This is a genomic window from Streptomyces sp. RKAG290, from assembly GCF_023701695.1.
Classification (GTDB): Bacteria; Actinomycetota; Actinomycetes; order Streptomycetales; family Streptomycetaceae; genus Streptomyces.
Genome location: NZ_JAJOZC010000001.1, coordinates 6997357 through 7017898, shown reverse-complemented (window position 1 = coordinate 7017898; position 20542 = coordinate 6997357). Strand labels below are relative to the sequence as shown.

General features: G+C 72.0%; 22 protein-coding genes. 14 read left to right on the top strand and 8 right to left on the bottom strand.

Features of this window, described 5'->3' with window-relative positions:
- The first annotated feature begins 54 nt into the window (after positions 1-54).
- The 4 genes from LNW71_RS31045 to LNW71_RS31030 all read left to right on the top strand — a co-directional run bounded on the left by LNW71_RS31045 (position 55) and on the right by LNW71_RS31030 (position 2634).
- Positions 55-678 carry a TetR/AcrR family transcriptional regulator gene (locus LNW71_RS31045; RefSeq protein ID WP_250971222.1) on the top strand — a complete coding sequence of 208 codons (624 nt, stop codon included), beginning with the start codon at positions 55-57 and terminating at the stop codon, positions 676-678.
- Between the two features lie 69 nt (positions 679-747).
- Positions 748-1146, top strand: a complete 399-nt coding sequence (locus LNW71_RS31040; RefSeq protein ID WP_250971221.1) for a cupin domain-containing protein — start codon at positions 748-750, stop codon at positions 1144-1146.
- Between the two features lie 10 nt (positions 1147-1156).
- Positions 1157-1738, top strand: coding sequence for a DUF4865 family protein (locus LNW71_RS31035; protein WP_250971220.1), 582 nt, complete (start codon positions 1157-1159; stop codon positions 1736-1738).
- Positions 1732-2634 (top strand): phosphotriesterase, encoded by a 903-nt coding sequence (locus LNW71_RS31030; RefSeq protein ID WP_250971219.1) that lies wholly within the window; start codon positions 1732-1734, stop codon positions 2632-2634. Before LNW71_RS31035 ends, LNW71_RS31030 begins: the two co-directional genes overlap by 7 nt.
- A 17-nt stretch (positions 2635-2651) precedes the next feature.
- Here LNW71_RS31030 and LNW71_RS31025 read toward each other — a convergent pair whose 3' ends face one another.
- Complete coding sequence (locus LNW71_RS31025; RefSeq protein ID WP_250971218.1) at positions 2652-3866, bottom strand: ROK family protein; 1215 nt, start codon at positions 3864-3866, stop codon at positions 2652-2654.
- A 121-nt stretch (positions 3867-3987) separates the two neighbouring features.
- Here LNW71_RS31025 and LNW71_RS31020 point away from each other — a divergent pair, with 121 nt between their 5' ends.
- From LNW71_RS31020 to LNW71_RS31010, 3 genes are read left to right on the top strand one after another with little or no spacing between them, the layout of a single operon-like run.
- Positions 3988-5205, top strand: a complete 1218-nt coding sequence (locus tag LNW71_RS31020; protein WP_250971217.1) for an MFS transporter — start codon at positions 3988-3990, stop codon at positions 5203-5205.
- Between the two features lie 47 nt (positions 5206-5252).
- Complete coding sequence (locus LNW71_RS31015; RefSeq protein WP_374119474.1) at positions 5253-5657, top strand: SCO4225 family membrane protein; 405 nt, start codon at positions 5253-5255, stop codon at positions 5655-5657.
- Between the two features lie 20 nt (positions 5658-5677).
- A complete protein-coding gene (locus LNW71_RS31010) occupies positions 5678-6433 on the top strand; it encodes a maleylpyruvate isomerase family mycothiol-dependent enzyme (RefSeq protein WP_250971216.1) in 756 nt (251 codons plus the stop codon).
- A gap of 48 nt (positions 6434-6481) precedes the next feature.
- On the opposite strand, the gene LNW71_RS31005 is transcribed toward LNW71_RS31010, so the two are convergent.
- The gene (locus LNW71_RS31005) at positions 6482-6880 is read right to left on the bottom strand and encodes a MarR family transcriptional regulator (protein ID WP_250971215.1); all 399 of its coding nucleotides are present in this window, start codon (positions 6878-6880) and stop codon (positions 6482-6484) included.
- A gap of 86 nt (positions 6881-6966) precedes the next feature.
- Here LNW71_RS31005 and LNW71_RS31000 point away from each other — a divergent pair, with 86 nt between their 5' ends.
- Together LNW71_RS31000 and LNW71_RS30995 are read left to right on the top strand one after the other, a co-directional pair.
- Positions 6967-8469, top strand: coding sequence for an MFS transporter (locus LNW71_RS31000; protein WP_250971214.1), 1503 nt, complete (start codon positions 6967-6969; stop codon positions 8467-8469).
- Positions 8470-8545: 76 nt separating this feature from the next.
- Entirely contained in the window at positions 8546-8860 is a 315-nt protein-coding gene (locus LNW71_RS30995) for a DUF6332 family protein (protein WP_250971213.1), read from the top strand.
- Here LNW71_RS30995 and LNW71_RS30990 read toward each other — a convergent pair.
- From LNW71_RS30990 to LNW71_RS30980, 3 genes are all read right to left on the bottom strand, one after another.
- Entirely contained in the window at positions 8821-9486 is a 666-nt protein-coding gene (locus tag LNW71_RS30990; protein ID WP_250971212.1) for a response regulator transcription factor, read from the bottom strand. The genes LNW71_RS30995 and LNW71_RS30990 overlap by 40 nt on opposite strands.
- Positions 9483-10775, bottom strand: a complete 1293-nt coding sequence (locus LNW71_RS30985; protein WP_374119473.1) for a sensor histidine kinase — start codon at positions 10773-10775, stop codon at positions 9483-9485. The genes LNW71_RS30990 and LNW71_RS30985 overlap by 4 nt, the downstream gene beginning before the upstream one ends.
- Before the next feature lie 173 nt (positions 10776-10948).
- A complete protein-coding gene (locus LNW71_RS30980) occupies positions 10949-11662 on the bottom strand; it encodes a TetR/AcrR family transcriptional regulator (RefSeq protein ID WP_250971211.1) in 714 nt (237 codons plus the stop codon).
- 127 nt (positions 11663-11789) lie between these two features.
- Here LNW71_RS30980 and LNW71_RS30975 point away from each other — a divergent pair, with 127 nt between their 5' ends.
- Positions 11790-12242, top strand: a complete 453-nt coding sequence (locus LNW71_RS30975; RefSeq protein WP_250971210.1) for a nitroreductase family deazaflavin-dependent oxidoreductase — start codon at positions 11790-11792, stop codon at positions 12240-12242.
- Positions 12243-12325: 83 nt separating this feature from the next.
- On the opposite strand, the gene LNW71_RS30970 is transcribed toward LNW71_RS30975, so the two are convergent.
- Positions 12326-13540: a geranylgeranyl reductase family protein gene (locus LNW71_RS30970; RefSeq protein ID WP_250971209.1), complete on the bottom strand. Its 1215-nt coding sequence runs from the start codon at positions 13538-13540 to the stop codon at positions 12326-12328.
- A gap of 182 nt (positions 13541-13722) precedes the next feature.
- Here LNW71_RS30970 and LNW71_RS30965 point away from each other — a divergent pair, with 182 nt between their 5' ends.
- A complete protein-coding gene (locus LNW71_RS30965) occupies positions 13723-15087 on the top strand; it encodes a dipeptidase (protein WP_250971208.1) in 1365 nt (454 codons plus the stop codon).
- A gap of 477 nt (positions 15088-15564) precedes the next feature.
- Here the strand turns inward: LNW71_RS30965 and LNW71_RS30960 are convergent, their stop codons facing one another.
- A complete protein-coding gene (locus tag LNW71_RS30960) occupies positions 15565-16602 on the bottom strand; it encodes an NUDIX domain-containing protein (RefSeq protein WP_250971207.1) in 1038 nt (345 codons plus the stop codon).
- Positions 16603-16820: 218 nt separating this feature from the next.
- On the opposite strand from LNW71_RS30960, the gene LNW71_RS30955 reads away from it, so the two are divergent.
- Positions 16821-16985: a hypothetical protein gene (locus LNW71_RS30955; protein WP_250972267.1), complete on the top strand. Its 165-nt coding sequence runs from the start codon at positions 16821-16823 to the stop codon at positions 16983-16985.
- A gap of 310 nt (positions 16986-17295) precedes the next feature.
- Here the strand turns inward: LNW71_RS30955 and LNW71_RS30950 are convergent, their stop codons facing one another.
- Complete coding sequence (locus LNW71_RS30950) at positions 17296-17562, bottom strand: hypothetical protein (protein ID WP_250971206.1); 267 nt, start codon at positions 17560-17562, stop codon at positions 17296-17298.
- A 188-nt stretch (positions 17563-17750) separates the two neighbouring features.
- On the opposite strand from LNW71_RS30950, the gene LNW71_RS30945 reads away from it, so the two are divergent.
- Entirely contained in the window at positions 17751-17927 is a 177-nt protein-coding gene (locus LNW71_RS30945) for a hypothetical protein (protein WP_250971205.1), read from the top strand.
- 516 nt (positions 17928-18443) lie between these two features.
- A complete protein-coding gene (locus LNW71_RS30940; RefSeq protein ID WP_250971204.1) occupies positions 18444-20489 on the top strand; it encodes an NPCBM/NEW2 domain-containing protein in 2046 nt (681 codons plus the stop codon).
- Positions 20490-20542: the final 53 nt, after the last annotated feature.

The window sequence follows — 20542 nt, the reverse complement described above, 5'->3', positions numbered from 1 at the left end:
GCCCGCTGCGGACCGCCCCTGGATCCTGTACCTACTAGTATGTACAGTGAGTTCATGAGCACTCCGGAGCGTCTGATCGAAGCCACCCAGGAACTCCTGTGGGAGCGCGGCTACGTGGGCACGAGCCCCAAGGCCATCCAGCAGCACGCCGGCGCGGGCCAGGGCAGCATGTACCACCACTTCAGCGGCAAGCCCGACCTGGCCCTCGCCGCCATCCGCCGTACGGCCGCCGGGCTGCGCGAGACGGCCGGCCTCCTGCTCGACTCCCCCGGGTCGGCCCACGAGCGGATCTCGGCATACCTGCTGCGTGAGCGCGACGTGCTGCGGGGCTGCCCGGTGGGCCGGCTGACGATGGATCCGGAGGTCATCGCGAGCGACGAACTGCGGGCGCCCGTCGACGAGACGATCGAATGGCTCCGGACGAGGCTCGCGGAGATCGTCCAGGAAGGCCTGGACCGCGGCGAGTTCGCCCACGCCCTGGTGCCCGCCGACATCGCGGCGACGATCGTCGCAACGGTGCAGGGCGGTTACGTGCTGGCCCGCGCCTCGGGTTCACCCGACGCCTTCGACGCCGCCGCCCGAGGACTGCTCGCCCTGCTCGCCCCCCGTACGGACGCCGGCCGACCCCCTGTCGTACGCGACCGACCGGTCGAGGAGCACCTGGAGCCTCTCGCCTGAAGCATGCCGGGCTCCCGTGCCCCGGCACCGCACCCTGACCCGGCCCACCCAAACGAAAGGCCCTGGCAGATGCGCATCACCAGGAACCGCCCGGACACCCGGCCCGGACCGGCCGAGCACTTCAACGGCACCGTCTGGCTCGACGAGATCGCGGCGCCCGAACCTCCGTCCCGGCTGCGGATGTTCAGCGTGCACTTCGCCCCGGGCGGCCACACCGCCTGGCACACCCACCCGCACGGCCAGGTCCTCCATGTCACGGAGGGCGAGGGCCTGGTGCAGCGCAGGGGCGGTCCGGTGGAGACGATCCGGGCGGGCGACACCGTCTGGATCGAGCCGGACGAATGGCACTGGCACGGCGCGACGCCGCGCACCTTCATGACCCATCTCGCCCTCGTCGAAGCGGCCGAGGACGGCAACACCATCCACTGGCACACCCATGCCGACGTGTCCGGCTACCCGGCGGCCTGAGGAGTACGCGATGCATGCCATGCAGTACGAGATCACCCTGCCCGCCGACTACGACATGGGCATCATCCGCAACCGGGTGGCGACGAAGGGCCACCTCCTGGACGCCTTCCCCGGACTCGGCATCAAGGCCTTCCTGATGCGGGAGCGCGGCGAGGACTCCCCGGTCAACCAGTACGCGCCGTTCTATCTGTGGTCGAAGCCGGAGGGCATGAACGCCTTCCTGTGGGGTCCCGGATTCCAGGGCATCGTGCAGGACTTCGGCCGGCCGCAGGTGCAGCACTGGGCGGGGCTGTCGTACCAGGAGGGGCCGTCGTCGGCCGCGCTCCCCCGCACGGCCACCCGGCGCCGCACGACCGTCGCGGCCTCGGCCGCCCCGGCGGACGCGGTCGAGGCCGCGCTCCAGGAGAGCCGCCGGCTCGCGAGGACTCCCGGCGCGGTCGCCACGGCGCTCGCAGTCGACCCCCGCCACTGGGAGCTGCTCCACTTCACGCTCTGGGAACATCCCGCGCCCGAGGAGCCCGGCGAGCACTACGAGGTGCTCCACCTCAGCCGGCCGGAGCGCGGCGACCTCGGGGACGGCCGGCAGTGGTAGCCGTGGTCCGCACCGTCCTCGGGGACATCCTCGCCGGGGACCTGGGCGTGTGCGACGCCCACGACCATCTCTTCCTGCGCAGCCCGGTGCTGCCGGGCCGGGAGCTGGACGACCCCGGGACGGCTGCCGAACGGCTGCGTGCCTTCAGGGGGTTCGGCGGCCGGTCGGTGGTGCAGTGGACGCCTCACGGCATGGGGCGCGGGGCCGATTCGCTGGCCGGGCTGTCCCGTTCGGCGGGCGTGCACGTGGTGGCGGCGACCGGGCTGCACCAGGCCGTGCACTATCCGCCCGAGCTGCTCGGGCGGATCAGGGACGGCCTCGCCTCGCTCTTCGTCTCGGAGCTGACCGAAGGCATCGGCTCCACGGGGGTGCGGGCGGGCCTGATCAAGGTCGCCGGCGCCTTCCACGCGGTCGACGCACACGCCCGGCTCACCATGACGGCGGCGGCCGAGGCCCATCACCGTACCGGCGCTCCGATCGCCGTCCACCTGGAGCTGGGCACGGCCGCTCCGGACGTACTCGATCTGCTGTGCGGGGAGTTGGGCGTCGCCCCGCACCGGGTGATTCTCGGGCATCTCGGCCGGTCACCGGATGGTGCCGTGCATCGGGAGGCGGCGCGGGCGGGGGCTTTCCTCGCGTTCGACGGTCCGTCCCGGGCCCACCACGCCACGGACTGGCGGCTGGCCGAGGAGCTGGCGGCGCTGGCCGGTGCGGGGTTCGGCGGGCAGCTGCTGCTCGGCGGCGACACCACCGTGCCGGAGACCCCGGGCATGCCGCATCTGCTGCGGCGCCTGCGGCCCCGGCTGGAGGAGGCCCTGGGAGCGGAGGCGGTGGATGCCGCACTGGTCGCCAACCCGGCGCGGGCGTTCGCGTTCGAGCCGGTTCGGGAGGCGTGAGACCGGCCGCCCACCCCTCAGGCCAACGCGCCCAGAGGGTCGTCCAGCACCGGCTGCCAGGCCAGCTCCGCGGCGCCGACCAGACTGTTGTGGTCGAGGGTGCAGGGCAGGATCGGCACGCTGCCGCTGCGCCCCCACAGACTGCGGTCGGCGACCACGGCGCGCAGCCGTTCCGGGTCGGCGTCGAGCAGGGCGCGGTGCAGTCCGCCGAGGATGATCCGGTCCGGGTTGAGGATGTTGACCAGTCCGGCGAGACCGAGGCCCAGCCGGTCGATGAGTTCCTCGGCGGCGGCGCGTACCGCCACGTCGTCGTACTCGTTGCGCAGCAGGTCCCCGGACTGCTTGAGCAGCGACTCCTGCGGACCCGGTGCGCGCCCGGCCGTGGTGAGGAACGCGAGCGGGTCGGTCTCGACGTCGAGGCAGCCACGGCCTCCGCAGTGGCAGGGCCGGCCCTCCGGATTGACCGTGAGGTGGCCGACCTCCAGGGCCAGGCCGGAACTCCCGCTGTGCAGACGGCCGTCCAGGACGAGCGCCCCGCCGACGCCCCGGTGGCCGGTCGCCACGCAGAGGAGGTGCTGGGCGCCCCGCCCCGCCCCGTGCCGGTGCTCGGCCAGCGCGGCGAGGTTGACGTCGTTGCCGGTGAACGCCGGTCCCGCGATGCCCGCTTCGCGGACGCATGTGGCGAAGATCTCGCGGACCGGGGCGCCGGCGGGCCAGGCGATGTGGAGCGGGTTGAGGGCGGTGCCCTCCGGTTCGGCGACCGCGGACGGCACGGCGAGCCCCGCGCCCACACACCGCAGACCGCTGTCGCGCAGCAACCGGGCACAGTCGTCGACGACTTCGCCGATGACCTGCGCCGGGTCCGCCGTGATGGTGACACAGCCCGGGGCGGTCGCGACGAGCCGGCCGCCGAGCCCGACCAGCGCGGCCCGGAAGCCGTCCGAGTGCACCTGGGCCGCGACGGCAACCGGGCCCGACTCCCGTACGGCCAGCCGGTGCGAGGGGCGGCCCTGCGAACCCGCGGCCGAGCCGGGGCTGGAGTCCACCCGGATCAGGCCGAGCGCCTCCAGCTCCGCGGCGACCGCGCCCGCGGTGGCGCGGGTGACACCGAGCTCGGAGGTGAGGACGGCGCGGGTGGGGGCGCGTCCGGTGTGGACCAGTTCCAGGGCGGGTCCGAGCGCGCTGCGGCCCCTCTCCAACTTCGTCCGGGTGGTGGTCACCTTGCCGTTCATGGGGGCGAGTCTCCCATGATCCGGAGGTGCCGCCGACGCGGTGGTGGCCGACTTCCTCCCCTGTGCCGCCCGGCGGCAGGCCATCTTGCGCGCGCTGTCCGCAGGCCCCTATGCTGAGTTTGTGCCGCAACTAAACAAACTGCGGACGGCTCTTCCGGGGGGACCGGGCGGCAACACCGCCCCACTACCCTTGGCCCGCCTCCGTACCGCGCTGACCGTGTTCTTCGCCCTCGACGGTTTCCTCTTCGCCGGCTGGGTGGTCCGTATCCCGGCCATCAAGCACCAGACCGGCGCCTCGGCCGCCACCCTCGGCCTCGCACTCCTCGGCGTATCCGCCGGTGCCGTGATCACCATGATGCTCACCGGCCGGCTCTGCCACCGCTTCGGCAGCCATCCGGTGACCGTGGTCTGCGGAGTCCTGCTGTCGCTCAGCATCGCGCTGCCGGCGCAGACCCATTCGGCACTCTCGCTCGGCCTGGTGCTGCTGGTGTTCGGCGCCGCGTACGGCGGGACGAACGTGGCGATGAACAGCGCGGCGGTGGATCTGGTCGCCGCCCTGCGGCGCCCCGTGATGCCCAGCTTCCATGCCGCGTTCAGCCTCGGCGGCATGATCGGTGCCGGGCTCGGCGGCCTGGTCGCGGGCGGCCTCTCCCCCTCGGCACATCTCCTCGTCCTGACCGGAATCGGACTGCTCGTGACCGCCGTCGCCGGCCCGGTCGTGCTGCGGCACCCCGCCCCGAAGCCCGTACCGGTCACGCCCGGTGGCGAGGCGCGGCCCAAGCGGCTGGACGGTCGGGCACGACGTGTGGTGATCCTCTTCGGGATGATCGCGCTCTGCACGGCATACGGCGAGGGGGCCCTGGCCGACTGGGGCGCGCTCCACCTGGAGCAGGACCTCCAGGCCCACCCCGGGGTCGCGGCGGCCGGCTACTCGATGTTCGCCCTCGCCATGACGGTGGGCCGGCTCAGCGGCACGGCACTGCTCGAACGGCTCGGGCAGACCCGGACCCTGGTCGCCGGCGGCGGGACCGCGGCGGCCGGCATGCTGCTCGGTTCGCTCGCCCCGACCACCTGGCTCGCCCTTCTCGGGTTCGCCGTCACCGGACTCGGCCTGGCCAACATCTTCCCGGTCGCGGTCGGCAGGGCCGGCGAGCTGGCCGGCCCCGGCGGGGTGGCCGCCGCCTCGACCCTCGGCTACGGCGGAATGCTCCTCGGCCCGCCCGCGATCGGCTTCCTGACCGACTGGTTCTCGCTCCCGGCGGCTCTCACCACGGTGGCCCTGCTGGCCGCCGCGGCGGCCGCGCTCGGGTACAGCGCGCGCAACGTGGCGCACCCATGAGCAGGTGAGTAGCCGTACTCAGGCAGGAACGGTTCCTCGGACGCACGATGGATAAGTCAGCCATCTACGGGGAGCACACCATGAACAAGCCGGTCCTCACCACGCGGCACCTTCGCGCGATCGCCCGCCTGACCTTCGGCAACACCGCCTCCCTGATCTATCTGGGAGTGGTGGCGGCCACTGCCGTGTTCGTCGCCGTGGACACGCTGTTCGTCGCCCACGAGGACGCCTCGTTCGCGGGGGTGTGGCTCTTCCTCCTGGCGGCACCGACGGTGTTCGTCTTCTTCGTAGGCGGTTCGATGTGGGGCGCGGAGGCGGCCGGCCCCGCCTGGTTCCTGTACCTGGCGCTGGTGGTGTCCGTGCTGGTGCAGTCGCTCGCGCTCGGCTGGTTCGTGCGGCTGGTACGCGCCGCCGGCGGCCGCTCCCGGTCCGCCCGCCCGCACGGCGTCTGACCACTGGCACAATCCCTGCCATGGAGATCGCGGAGTACATCAAGACCCTGTCCGCCGAGGGCCGGTTGCTGGCGCGGGCGGCCGAGGAGGCGGGGACCGGGGCACCGGTGCCGACCTGCCCGGAGTGGCAGGTGCGTGATCTTCTCCGGCACGTCGCGATGGTCCACACCTGGGCGGCCGCCTTCGTGACGGAGGGGCACACCTCGTACGTCCCCGACGCCGGCGAGCCGGACCTGGACGGGCCCGCACTGCTCGCCCGGTTCCGCGAGGGGCACCGCCTGCTGGTGGCCGCCCTGGACGGCGCCCCGGCGGACGTGGACTGCTGGTCCTTCTTCCCGGCGCCTTCGCCGCTCGCGTTCTGGGCGCGACGGCAGGCGCACGAGACCACGGTCCACCGGGTGGACGCGGAGTCCGCACGCGGCGGCGCCCTGTCTCCCGTAGCCGCCGCTCACGCGGTCGACGGCATCGACGAGTTGCTCCGCGGCTTCCACGCCCGCCCGAAGAGCAGGGTGCGCACCGAGGTGCCGCGCACGGTACGGATCCGGGCCACGGACACCGCCGCCGCGTGGACCGTGCGGCTCTCCGCGGAACAGCCGCAGGTCGTGCGCGAGGACGGGGCGGCCGGGCCGGCGCCCGCGGACTGCGAGTTGAGCGCCACGGCCCAGGATCTCTACCTGGCGCTCTGGAACCGGCGGCCGCTCAGCGACCTGACCGTGTCGGGCGATCCGGAGCTCGCCCGGCTGTGGCGCGAGAACTCAGCGGTCAGCTGGTCCTGAGACAGCGGGAGCACCTGACGGGCAGCCGCGGCCGCCGCGTGCGACGGCTCAGGCCTGCATACCGCCCAGCATCCTGGCGAGCACCGACCGCTGGAGCGGCTTCACCTCGCCGTGACGGGCCCGGCCCTTCGCCGTCAGGACCACCTGGACACCGCGACGGTCTTCGCTGCACATGCCCCGGCACACGAGTTCGTCCTTCTCCAGCCGGGCGATCAGCCGGGACAGCGCGCTCTGGCTGAGGTGGACCCGCGAGGCCAGCTCCTGCACGCGACAGCCGTCGCCGCTCTCCGGCACAGCCTCCGCGAGCACGTCGAGCACCTCGAAGTCACTGGCGCCCAGACCGTGCGGATGCAGTGCGCGATCCAGCTCGCACGAGGTCCTGGCATGCAGGGCAAGGATGTCCCGCCACTCGTCCACGAGCACCCGCTCGGACTTGTTCGCCGCCATGACCGCACGTTAGCAGAGCGGAGCCTTTTGTTGCATCGGAATTAAATGCACTTGCATTGAATGCATGTGCATGTACCGTGCTGCCCATGACCTCTCCGCTCACCGTCCCCGATTCCCCGGCCGGCTGGAGCCCCCGCCTCTGGGGCACCCTGCTCGTGCTCTGCGCCGCGATGTTCCTGGACGCCCTCGACGTCTCCATGGTCGGCGTCGCGCTGCCCTCCATCGCCGACGACCTCGGGCTGACCACCTCGACCCTCCAGTGGATCGTCAGCGGCTACATCCTCGGATACGGCGGACTGCTGCTCCTCGGGGGCCGGGCGGCCGATCTCCTCGGCAGGCGGCAGGTGTTCCTGATCGCGCTCGCCGTCTTCGCCGTGGCCTCCCTGCTCGGCGGATTCGTCGACTCGGGGCCGCTCCTGATCGCCAGCCGCTTCATCAAGGGGCTGAGCGCCGCGTTCACCGCGCCCGCCGGACTCTCGATCATCACCACGACGTTCAAGGAGGGCCCGGAGCGCAACCGGGCCCTGTCCATCTACACCACCTGCGCGGCCACCGGCTTCTCCATGGGCCTGGTCCTGTCCGGCCTGCTGACCCAGCTGTCCTGGCGCCTGACCATGCTGCTGCCCGCCCCGATCGCGCTGATCGCACTGGTCGCGGGTCTGAAGCTGATCCCGCGCAGCGCCCGCGAGCACACCCACAAGGGATACGACCTGCCGGGCGCGGTCACCGGTACGGCGTCGATGCTGCTGCTGGTCTTCACGGTCGTACAGGCTCCCGAGGCCGGCTGGGCCTCCGCCCGCACCCTGTTGTCCTTCCTCGCCGTCGCCGTACTGCTCACCGTGTTCGTCACCATCGAGCGGCGCACCGCGAACCCCCTCATCCGCCTCGGCGTGCTGCGCTCGGGCAGCCAGGTTCGGGCGCAGCTCGGCGCCGCCGCGTTCTTCGGCAGCTATGTCGGCTTCCAGTTCCTGGTCACCCAGTACATGCAGTCGCTGCTCGGCTGGTCCGCCCTGGAGACCGCGCTGGCCTTCCTGCCCGCAGGTGTCCTGGTGGCGCTGTCCTCCACGAAGATCGGCGATGTGGTGGACAGATTCGGGACGCCCCGGGTCATCGCGGCCGGATTCACCTTCCTGGTCATCGGCTACGCACTGTTCCTGCGGATCACCCTCACCCCGTCGTACGCGGCCGTGATCCTGCCCTCCATGCTGCTGCTCGGCGCCGCCTGCGCACTGACCTTCCCCTCGCTCAACATCCAGGCCACCAACGGGGTGGACGACGAGGAGCAGGGCATGGTCTCGGGGCTGCTGAACACCTCGATCCAGGTCGGCGGAGCGATCTTCCTGGCGGTCGTGACCGCGGTCATCACCGCACACGGCAGCGGGAACGGCTCTCCGCAGGCGATCCTCGACAGCTACCGGCCCGGCCTCGTGGTGGTGACGGCGGTGGCATTCGCCGGCCTGCTGATCACGCTCACCGGACTGCGCCGCAGACTCCCCGCGCAGCACACCGTGCTGGTCGCCTCCTCCGAGCTGGACCGGGCCGCCGCGGCCGAGGCCCCGACCGCACGGAAAGTGACTGTGCGGGACTGACCACCTGGCGAGGGGGAGCGTGGTGGCCGACGGGCGACGGTTGTCCGCCGGCCACCACGCCTGTGACACTTCGGACATGCGACGACGAAGCCAGGCGGAACGGGACGCGATGACGGTCGAGATCGGCTTCGCCGTGCTGACCGGAGCCCTGCTGGCCGCCGGCGCGTTCGTCGCGGTCAGCGTCCCCTGCGTCTTCCTTGCACCGCGCAGCGGCCTGCGGCCCGTGCTCGGCGCGATCGCCGCCGCCGTGGCGGTGCTGGTGTTCCTGGGCCGCGTCATCGACGTGCTGTGGCGGTTCGGCCGCCGCGACACGGCCGCCGAGGTCGGGGCGCGGGGTCCGGCGTCGCCCGGTCAGCCCAGCCAGCCGGGGCGTACGAGCCCCGACTCGTAGGCGAGCACGACCAGTTGAGCCCGGTCGCGGGCGCCGAGCTTCACCATGGTCCGGCTGACGTGGGTCTTGGCGGTGAGTGGGCTGACGACGAGGCGGCGGGCGATCTCCTCGTTGGAGAGACCTATGCCGACCAGGGCCATCACCTCCCTTTCCCGTTCGGTGAGTTCACTCAGACCCGTCGCCGCCGCCGGCTCCTTGGAGCGGGCCGCGAACTCGGCGATCAGCCGGCGGGTGACTCCCGGGGACAGCAGCGCGTCACCGTCGACCACCGCCCGGACGGCCCGGAGCAGTTCCTCCGGCTCGGTGTCCTTGACCAGGAAGCCGGAGGCTCCGGAGCGAATCGCCTCGAAGACGTACTCGTCGAGTTCGAAGGTGGTGAGCATGACCACCTTCACGTCGTTCAGCCCGGGGTCCTCGGTGATGGCGCGGGTCGCGGCGAGACCGTCGAGGTGCGGCATCCGGATGTCCATCAGCACGGCGTCCGGCCTCAGTTCACGCACCAGGCGGACGGCCTCCCCGCCGTCGGCGGCCTCGCCCGCCACCTCGATGTCCGGCTGGGCGTCCAGGAGCGCCCGGAATCCCGCCCGGACCAGCAGCTGGTCGTCGGCGAGCAGTACGCGAATCACGGTGTCTCCTTCTGGTGCGGCGCCCTGCCGGTTCCGCCGGCCGGCAACGGAAGTTCGGCACGTACCCGGAAGCCGCCGTCGGGCCGGTTCCCCGCCTCGATCGTGCCACCCAGCGCGGCGGCCCGCTCACGCATCCCGGCGAGCCCGTTGCCACTGCCCCCGGCGTCCGTACCGGTGGCGGGCCCCTCGTCGTCGATCCGGAGCCGGATGCGCCCCGGCTCGTGGCCGACCACGACCTGGGCGGTGCGCGAACCGGAGTGCCGCACCACGTTGGTCAGGGCCTCCTGCACGATCCGGAACGCGGCCAGGTCCGCGCCCGGCGGCACGGCGCCGGGTGCGCCGTCCGTCTGCACGGTGACGGTCAGTCCGGCGCTCGCCGCCTGCTCCACCAGTTCGGGCAGCCGGTCGAGTCCGGGAGCCGGGGTCCTGGGCGCGTCCCCGGGGGTACGGAGCGTGTCGAGGACCTGCCTGACCTCGCCCAGCGCCTCCTTGCTGGCCGCCTTGATGGTGGTGAGTGCCGTGCGGGCCTGTTCGGGGTCGGAGTCCAGCAGCGCGAGGCCGACCCCGGCCTGGACATTGATGACGGAGATGCTGTGCGCGAGGACGTCGTGCAGTTCGCGGGCCATCCGCAGGCGCTCCTCGTCGGCCCGGCGCTTCTCCTGGGCCGCCCGCTCCACTCGCTGGGCGGCCCACTGTTCACGGCGTACGCGGACGAACTCCGCGGCGGCGACGATGGCCACCACCCAGGCGGCGACCCCCACCTCCTGCCCCCAGGGCGGAGCCGAGTCGCCGGAGGGGGGCAGCCAGCGGTACAGCCAGTGGGCGACGAGGAGATGTCCCACCCACACCATGCCGACCGCCGACCAGGCGGCTCTGCGATGTCCGGCGACGACGGCACTGAAGCAGCCCACGGCCACGGTCAGGAAGACCGGACCGTACGGGTAGCCGGCACCGAGATAGACCGTCGCCGCCGCCGACGTCACGAAGACAGTCACGACGGGATACCGGTGACGCAGCAGCAGCACCGCCACGGCGACGAGGAGGAGCAGCCGGGCGAAGAGGTCCAGCGGCGCCTTGTCGTCGAGCTGGCCGCGGGCCGCGACGGTCGAACCGGCCATGACGACGACGCCGAGCAGCAGAGTCGACGGCCAGGGCAGCCGGTCTGCCGACCGCCCCCGCACGCCGGTCAGCCAGCGCGGCGGACCGCCGTGGCTCCAGGGCCCCAGGAGCCACCACCGGGCCCTGCCGGGTCGCCGTCCGCCGCGCCGCGCGCCCAGAGCCGTCGCCACGGCGGTCCGCCCTGCTCCTCAGGGGGGCCGCCGCGGGTCTGTGAGCGCTGCTCTTCCATGCCGGCCACGCTAGACCGCGCACCACCACCGGGGCGTCCGCCGGGCGTGGTGATCACCCGTACTCCCTGTGGAGTACGGCGAACGGGCAGGGCGCCTTCCGGCAGGCCGGAGACTCACCGGCGGCCGCCGAGCAGGCCGACCGCGCGGGCCAGCTCCGCCACGGCCTGGCGGAAGAAGACCTCCCTCGCCTCCACGACCCGGTTGAACTGGCCGAAGAGCTCGAACGACAGCAGCCCGAACAGCTGCGACCACGCGGCGACGAGCGGTGCCACGACGGCGGGCGGCAGGTCGGGGGCCAGGTCGGCGGCGAGGCGTTCGGCCTCCGGACGGAGTTCCTCGGCGAGCGGCGGAAGTGAGAGCCCCTCCTGGCGGTGGGCCTCCTGGACGACGGCTATGAGCACGAGGCCGACGCGGGACGCGGGTCCGACGGTGGTCTGCGGCGCGGTGTAGCCGGGCACGGGCGAGCCGTAGATCAGCGCGTACTCGTGCGGATGCGCCAGTGCCCAGTCGCGTACGGCGCAGGCGACCGCGACCCAGCGGTTCAGATGGGCGGCGGGCACGGAGGCGTCCGGCAGCGCGGTCCGGTGCGCCTTCTCGGCGGCTTCGCCCACGGAGTCGTACGCGTCGACGATCAGGGCCGTGAGCAGTTCGTCGCGGCTGGGGAAGTAGCGGTAGAGCGCGGAGGAGACCATGCCGAGCTCGCGCGCCACCGCACGCAACGAGAGCTTCGCCGCACCCTCCGCCGCGAGCTGCCTTCTCGCCTCGTCCTTGATGGCGGCGGTGACCTCGATACGGGCCCGTTCCCTGGCTCCCCGGATAGCACTCATGGGTCTCAGTCTGCCACGCGAACAGAGCGGCGACCAAAAACGAGAGCACTGCTCTTGCTTTTAGGCACCGTTCCAGTGCACACTGATCTCAAGCGAGAGCACCGCTCTCCCAAGCAGTGGGGTCACCATGTCGCAGCCTTACTACCTTCAGGGAAGCCCGCTCACCGTCCGGATGAACGGCATCGTCGGCTGGCTCGCCCGGCACGGGGTCAGCCTGCTCGGCACACAGGAACTGTCGGTCCGCGGCCGCAAGAGCGGTCAGATGCAGCGCGTCCCCGTCAACCCGCACCCCTTCGAGGGCGCGCAGTACCTGGTCTCGGCCCGCGGCCACTCGCAGTGGGTGCGCAACATGCGGGCCGCGGGCGGCGGCGAACTGCGGAAGGGCCGCAGAACCCGCTCCTTCACCGCCGTGGAGATCGCGGACGACGCGCACAAGGTGATCGTCGTCCGCGCCTACCTGGAGCGCTGGGGCTGGGAGGTCAACCAGTACTTCAAGGGCATCACGGCGAAGTCCACGGACGCCGAACTCCTGGCGGCCTGCCCCGACCACCCCGTCTTCCGGATCACGATCGAGGACTGACCGGCCGGCGCGCCGGCCGGTCCCCCGGTCCGCTTTTCCCTGGACCGCCAATCCGGCCGGACCACTGCCGTGACGCGTACTTCCTAGCGGTCCATCGCGGACAGCGCCCGTTGCGCCAGCGGATGCGAACGGACCAGCTCGGCAAGCGAGGTCGTCCCCCGGGTGATCCCCGCGAACGCGTTCCACGCCGGCCGGAATCCCGTCAGCACCGCGTGCAGTACACCCGGGCGCCGCTCGAAGAGCTTCAGCATGCGGCGTCCGACGCTCATCTCGACGCCGAGTCCGGCCTTGATGGCGAAGGCGTAGTTGAGGGCCTGACGGCGGGCGTCCACCGCGTCGTGCGACTCCGCGACACGGACCGCCCACTCACCGGCGAGCCGCCCCGAACGCAGCGCGAACGAGATGCCCTCGCGGGTCCAGGGCTCCAGCAGACCGGCCGCGTCCCCGCAGACGAGCACCCGGCCGCGGGACAGCGGCGAGTCGTCGCTGCGGCAGCGGGTCAGGTGGCCGGACGAGATCTTCGGTTCGAACCCGGCCAGGCCGAGGCGCGCGATGAAATCCTCCAGGTACCGCTTGGTACCGCCGCCGTCGCCGCGCGCCGAGATCACACCGACCGTCAGCGTGTCGCCCTTGGGGAACACCCAGCCGTAACTGCCCGGCATGGGGCCCCAGTCGATCAGCACCCGGCCGGCCCAGTCCTCGGCGACCGTCTCCGGCACCGGGATCTCGGCCTCCAGGCCCAGGTCCACCTGGTCGAGCTTCACCCCGACATGAGCTCCTATCCGTCCGGCACTGCCGTCCGCGCCCACGACGGCGCGGGCCAGGACGGTCTCGCCGCCGGACAGCACCACCGCGACCGTGCGCCGGTCCGGCACCGCGGCGCCGTGCTGCTCCACCCGGGACACCGTCGCTCCGGTACGCAGCTCGGCACCGGCCTTCTGCGCCTCCTCGACCAGCCCCGCGTCGAACTCGGGGCGGTTGATCAGCCCGAAGAGCATGCGCTTGGAGCGGCGGGTGCGCGCCAGTCTGCCGTTCAGCGAGAACGTGACCGCGTGGATCCGGTCCCGCAGCGGCAGTTCGAATCCGGGCGGCAGCGCATCGCGCGAATACCCGATGATGCCGCCGCCGCACGTCTTGTAACGGGGCAGTTCCGCCTTCTCCAGCAGCAGCACCTTACGGCCGGCTACCGCCGCCGCGTATGCCGCGGAGGCTCCCGCGGGTCCGCCGCCGACTACGACGACGTCCCACACGGACGACTCTTCGTGCTCATGTCCGGCGTCTGCGTTCTCGCTGCTCACGATGTGCTTCTGCTCCCGATCCGACCAGTGGCCCAAGCTGCTCACGGCATCCTACGGCGCGTTCCGGCCGATACCTCCTGTGGGAGGATCGGCCGAGCCTCCGCCGTACCCGCAACGCCGCATTCGCGGCGGCATGTACGCGGTTTCGTACACATAACGTCGCACCTGCTAGGAGCGTGCCCATGACCGCCCGTCCGATTTCCGAGTCCGTCGCCTCACTGATGCCCCGCGCCAAGGCGGAGCTCGCGGAGCTGGTGGCCTTCCAGTCGGTGGCGGATCCCGCGGTGTTCCCCACGAGCGAGTGCGACGCAGCCGCCGAGTGGGTCGCCGGGGCGCTGCGCGCCGAGGACTTCCAGGATGTCGCCCTGCTCGACACCCCGGACGGCAGCCGGTCCGTCTACGGCTTCCTGCCCGGCCCGGCCGGTGCACCCACCGTGCTGCTCTACGCGCACTACGACGTGCAGCCGCCGCTCGACGAGTCCGCCTGGCTCTCCCCGCCGTTCGAGCTGACGGAGCGTGACGGGCGCTGGTTCGGCCGGGGCTCGGCCGACTGCAAGGGCGGCTTCATCATGCATCTGCTCGCGCTGCGCGCCCTCAGGGCGAACGGCGGGGTCCCGGTCTCCGTGAAGGTGATCGTCGAGGGCTCGGAGGAGCAGGGCACCGGCGGTCTCGAGCAGTACGCGCAGGCGCACCCGGAGTTGCTGGCGGCCGACACCGTCGTGATCGGCGACACCGGCAACTTCCGGGTGGGTCTGCCCACGGTCACCTCGTCGCTGCGCGGGATGACGATGCTGCGGGTGCGGCTGGACACCCTCGAAGGGAACCTGCACTCGGGGCAGTTCGGCGGCGCCGCGCCCGACGCGCTGGCCGCGATGATCCAGCTGCTCGCGTCGCTGCGCGCCGAGGACGGGACGACGACCGTCGACGGCCTCACCACGCAGGGGACGTGGGACGGTCTGCAGTACCCGGAGGCGGAGTTCCGCAAGGACGCCAAGGTCCTGGACGGGGTCGAGCTGATCGGCACGGGTACCGTCGCGGACCGGATCTGGGCGCGGCCCGCCGTCACGGTGATCGGCATCGACTGCCCGCCGGTGGTCGGCGCGACGCCGTCGGTGCAGGCGAGCGCGCGGGCGCAGATCAGCCTGCGGGTGCCGCCGGGCGGCGACGCCGACGCGGTGACGAAGCTGCTCACCGCGCACCTGAAGACGCGCGCGCCGTGGGGGGCGCGGGTCTCGGTCGAGCAGGTCGGTCAGGGGCAGCCGTTCCGCGCCGACATCACCAGTCCGGCGTACACCGCGATGGCGGACGCCATGCGGGCCGCGTACCCGGGTCAGGAGATGCAGACCTCCGGGATGGGCGGCTCGATCCCGCTCTGCAACACCCTTGCCGGGCTGTACCCGGAGGCGGAGATCCTGCTGATCGGACTGAGCGAGCCCGAGGCGCAGATCCACGCGGTGAACGAGAGCGTGTCCCCCGAGGAGCTGGAGCGGCTCTCGGTGACCGAGGCGCTGTTCCTGCAGAACTACGCCGCGTCCAAGAACGCCTGACCGAGCGAGGCCGGCGTCCTGAGGGACGGGGCGAAGCCCTTGCTGCCCCGGCTACGCGCCGGGCGAAGCTCGCCCGGCGCGTAGATCCGTGCGTAGATCCGTGCGTGGATGCACGCGCCGACCGTGCCGCTGGCCCCGCCGGCCCCGCCGACCCCGCCGACCCCGCCGACCCCGCCGACCCGGGTCGACCGGGAACTGTCCGACGGCTCGAACGTCGCATTCGACGGCGGGGCGCGCGCGGGTGGTCCGCTCCCCCGGCCCCACCCCGGGTTCCCCTGTCTCCATCTCCCCGCGCACGGGGTGCTGTTCACCGGAGACTGTGTGGCCGGGGGTGGAGCCGGTGATGCCGGGCATCTCCAACATCGACCGTGAGCAGGCCGCGGCCTCGTCCCAGCGGCTGGCGGCGCCGGCACCGGCCGCGGTCCGCTCCGGTCAGAGGGACCCCGTGACCGGCGACGAGCCGCGGGACCGCGCTCCTCAGCCCACCGGTACCCCGGCCTCCAGATTGAGCACGGCTGACTGCTCGCGGGCGCGCAGCGCCCAGCGCAGCCGTTCGTACCGGGTGGGCGGCAGCATGGTGGCCGCCTCCGCTTCGGTGACGAACCGCCAGCCACGCAGCTCGGAACCCGGGAGCAGCAGCCGTTCGGCGTCCCGGCCCGGCAGCAGACCGCCGTCGAAGAGCAGCCGCAGTCCGCCGTAGCCGGGCGGCTCGGGCGCCTCCCAGTCGATGACGAGCAGCTTCGGCACGTTTGCGAGATGTATCCCTATCTCCTCGGCGACCTCCCTGATCCCGGCCTGCGCCGGGGCCTCGCCCCTTTCCACCACGCCTCCGGGGAACTCCCAGCCGGGTTTGTAGGTGGGGTCCACGAGCAGGACCCGGCCGTGCTCGTCGAAGAGCAGCACCCCGGCGGCGACGGTCTCCGCGGTCGGATCGGGGGTCTGCACGATCTCGCAGGCCGGAGCGGCCCCGGTGCGCAGGGCCTCGGCGATGGTCGCGGCGGTCTCCTGCGGGGTGAGCGCGCCGTTGTCGATGGTGTGGGCGTCCCCGGTGATCCAGTCGAGCGCCGACCGGTAGGGCTCGATGTGCTGGTACGCCCACTGCCGGACCCGTTCGCTGTGTTCCGGATCGTCGGCGAATTCCACTCGGGCGGCTATTCGTTGCCGCAGGATCGTTTCCTCAGGTGAGAGCAGCACATGGCGCACCGGAATGCGTCTGGAAGCGAGCCCTCCGAAGATCTCGTCGCGATACTCCTGTCGCAGCAGTGTCATCGGCACCACCAGTACCCCACCGACCTCGGCGAGCAGGGCCGCCGCGGTGTCCACCACCAGACGCCGCCAGATCGGCAGGTCCTGGAAGTCGGTCACCTCGGCGAGCTTCTTCTGGGGCAGCAGACACCGCAGCCCCGCGCCGGTCAGTTCCGGGTCGTAGAAGGTGCTGTTCGGGATCAGATCGATCAGTTCGCGCGCGGCGCTGGTCTTGCCCGCGCTGAACGCACCGTTGATCCAGACGATCACGGTTCCCCCTCTTCCGTAGCCCCCTGTGGCTTGCCCGCATCACCCTGCCGCGAAAACACGTCTGAGGCGATGCCGTTGCACGAACGCGACAGCGGACGGCCGCCGACGGGCGTCCTGAGCTACCGGGACGGCCGCCCCCGGAGCCGTAACGAGGACGGCCGGACGTCGTTGGAGCGGACAGCAGGAGGAACGACAGGGGGTGGACCGTGCTTCGCACCGTGCTTGAACAATTCCCCGCAGGGGGCCCGCGGGGCAGCTGGCCGGCGGAGGAGTTCGCGGCGGCCCGCCGCGGCGAGGGCGTCGCGGCGGAGGTCGTGATGGATCTGGAACAGGACGCGTTCCTGGTCGTCGTGCCGCAGCAGTCCTCGGACCGCGGCCACTGAGGGCGCACGGGACACACCCGTGAGCCGCTGCCGTCAGCCCGCCCGGCCGGTCGTGAGTGGTTGCCGAGCCGGTCAGCCCGTCCGGCCTGCCGCCCTCCGTGCGGTGCCGGTGGCCCGCCGCCCAGAGGAAGGTGGTGCCATCGGCTACGAGGCGGCGGGCCTTCTTCTCGCTGCGAGCCATCCGGAGACGCTCTGACCTTTCGCTCGGATCAGGCCGGAGCAGGCCAGATCGCCGGAGGGCACCGGATCAGGGAGCCGGGTCCGGTGCCGTGCAACGTCGGCGGACGCGTCCCCCGACCCCACAGGACGCTCAGGGCGTGTCGCCGCGCCAGTCCCACTTGTACGGGTTGTCGGCCCGCGGCCCGTACTCGGCCCTGCCGCCGGCCCCGTAGGAGCCGATCTCGGTGATCAGGGCGGTGCCGTCCGCCAGGGCCACCTCCGTCCAGCCGGTCACGTCCAGCAGCAGCCCGTCGAGCGGACCGCCCACCAGCTCCCGGTAGACACGCCCCGGCCGGGGCCCCGGGTCGGGGTCGTCGTGATCGGCGCCGTACACCCGTCGCCGCATGATCTCGTCCATACCCGCAGGATGACACCGACCACTGACAACCACCTCGGTCAGTGCGCCTGTGTGACTCGATCGGAGGCATGTCCGCCCGTCCGGCCCGGCCGTGCCGGCCCACCGGCCTCCGGTGGGCCGGGTGCCCCTGCACGGCCCGTCGCGACGCCGCCGGGGCCATTGCCTGTCCGGCGTCGTAGGCTGTTCGCATGTCCACTCCCCCTTCACCTGCCTCACCGGCGCGCTCGCTCGCCGCGGTGAACGCGGACATCCGCGCGCTGTGGCAGCGGGGCGGCCGGCTGTCGCCGGAGGGGCGCCGGGAGTACGAGCGGCTGCTGGCCGAGTGGGCGGCTGTGGTGCGGGGCGACGGGGTTGAGGCGGCGTGACCTGCGAGTGATTGCCAGTGCAGCCGTATAGATCCGGCCGTGGCGAATCCGAGCGATGAACTGATCCAGCTGTTCCGTGCCGCCGTCGAGGCCGAGGCAGAGGCGACGAGCAAGCCGTACAGCGAAGAGGGCTGGAAGTATTCTCGGGCCGGTCGCCCGCACGGATTCTCTGACGGGCCCGTGGCGACGGCGTCGAAGCGTCGCCGCGCTGCACCGACTGCCCTGCCACAGCCCCCAGTTCGCGTCAGGACATCCGATGTCCTGCGGCGCGGCGCGGTACCGCTCACCCGTCAGGCGAGGGCCGCTCCACAGCCTCCTGCCCGTGGGCAACCGCACACAACCGAACGCCCGCGTGGAGCTCACCCTCAAACAAGGCCCACGTCAAGGGATTTGACGAGATAACCGCACATCAGGCAGCACCCCTTCCAACAGACTTCAACAGGCTCTAACGTAATCGCTCGTCCTAGCGTGTACATGCCGTCAATTGATTCGGCACGAGTCTGGAGGAACGTGACGATGCGTCATCTTCCAACCCGTTCAACCCGCACAGGCCGCCGGAGAGTCATCGGAGCGCTGACCGCAGGCCTCCTGTGCGCGGCGGGCGTCTCCGTCCCCGCCGCCGCCGCCGATTCCCCGGCCCCCGCACCGGCCTCCGCGGCCAGGGCGCAGGCCGACAACGGCCTCGCCCTCACTCCCCCCATGGGGTTCAACAACTGGAACTCGACCCACTGCCGGGCCGAGTTCAACGAGTCGATGGTCAAGGGCATCGCGGACATCTTCGTCGAGAAGGGCCTCAAGGACGCCGGCTACCGGTACGTCAACCTGGACGACTGCTGGGCCAAGCCGCAGCGCAACGCGGACGGCAAGCTGGAGGCCGACCCGGTGCGTTTCCCCAACGGCATCAAGGCCGTCGCGGACTACGTCCACTCCAAGGGCCTGAAGCTCGGGATATACACCAGCGCGGGCACCAAGACCTGCGACAGCGTCGGACTGCCCGGCGGGCTCGGCCACGAGTACAGCGACGCGCAGCAGTTCGCCGACTGGGGCGTCGACTACCTCAAGTACGACAACTGCAACAACGAGGGCGTGGACGCGAAAGAGCGCTACACGACGATGCGCGACGCGTTGGCGGCCACCGGCCGTCCCATCGTCTACAGCATCTGCGAATGGGGGCAGAACAAGCCCTGGGAATGGGCCGCGGGAATCGGCAACCTCTGGCGCACCACGGGCGACATCAACGACAGCTGGAGCAGCATGCTGTCGATCATGAAGCAGAATCTGCCGCTCTCCGCAGCCGCAGGACCGGGCCACTGGAACGACCCCGACATGCTGGAGGTCGGGAACGGCGGGATGACGGACACCGAGTACCGCACCCACTTCTCCATGTGGTCGGTGATGGCCGCGCCGTTGCTCATCGGCTCCGACCTCCGCAAGGCGACTCCGCAGACGTACGAGATCCTGGCCAACCACGAGGTCATCGCGGTCGATCAGGACCCGCTGGGCAAGCAGGGCGCCGTCCTCTCCTCCGACGCGGGGCGCTGGGTCGTCTCCAAGGAGATGCAGGACGGCAGCCGTACGGTGGCGCTCTTCAACGAGACGGGGAACGCGCAGCGGATCTCGACGACGGCTGCGGCAGCGGGGCTGCCGAAGGCCGCCGCGTACACGATGCGTGATCTGTGGGAGCACAAGGAGTACAACACCGCGGGCGCCATCTCGGCGACCGTCCCGGCGCACGGGACCGTGCTGCTGCGCGTCGCCGCCGACAGCGACTGGGCGGCGTCCCCACCGGCCGTGGAACTCGGCCTGGGAGGCAGCACCCTGGTGGAGGCGGGGCGCACCGCAGCGCTGACGACCACGCTCACCGATCTGGGCCGCACGCCCGCCCTGAAGGTGTCGGCCGCGCTGACCGGACCGTCCGGCTGGCAGGTCAGGGCAGGCTCCTCGACGACTGCCGTGGCGCTGCCCACCGGGCGGGCGCTGACCACGCGCTGGCGGGTGACGGCCCCTGCGGGCACGGCCACCGGTACGTACGACCTCACGCTCACCGCGCAGTACCGCTCGCCCACCGGCAAGCGGGTGCGCAACTCGGTGCCGTTCCAGGCCCATGTGGTGGTGGCACCACCGGCCGGTGGCGGCTATCTGAGCGATCTCCCGCAGCTCTCGGCGTCCAACGGCTACGGACCGGTCGAGAAGGACACCAGCAACGGCGAGAGCGAGGCGGGCGACGGGAAGCCGCTCACCATCGGCGGCGAGGTCTACGCGAAGGGCCTGGGGGTGCACGCGGACAGCGCCGTCGAGTACTACACGGGTGGTGCGTGCAGCACCGTGACGGCCCGGGTCGGCGTGGACGACGAGAAGGACGCCAAGGGGAGCGTCACCTTCGAGATCTGGGCGGACGGCAAGAAGGTGACGTCCACCGGCGTGCTGACCACCGCGATGGCCGCGCAGCCGGTGTCGGCTGAGGTGAGCGGTGCGCAGGTAGTCCGTCTGGTGGTCACCGACGGCGGCGACGGAGACGACTCCGACCACGCGGACTGGGGGGATCTCCGCATCACCTGCTGAGTCCGGGGCCGGCGCCCTGCTCCACACGTACGCCGGGCGGACCCGAGGTCTCG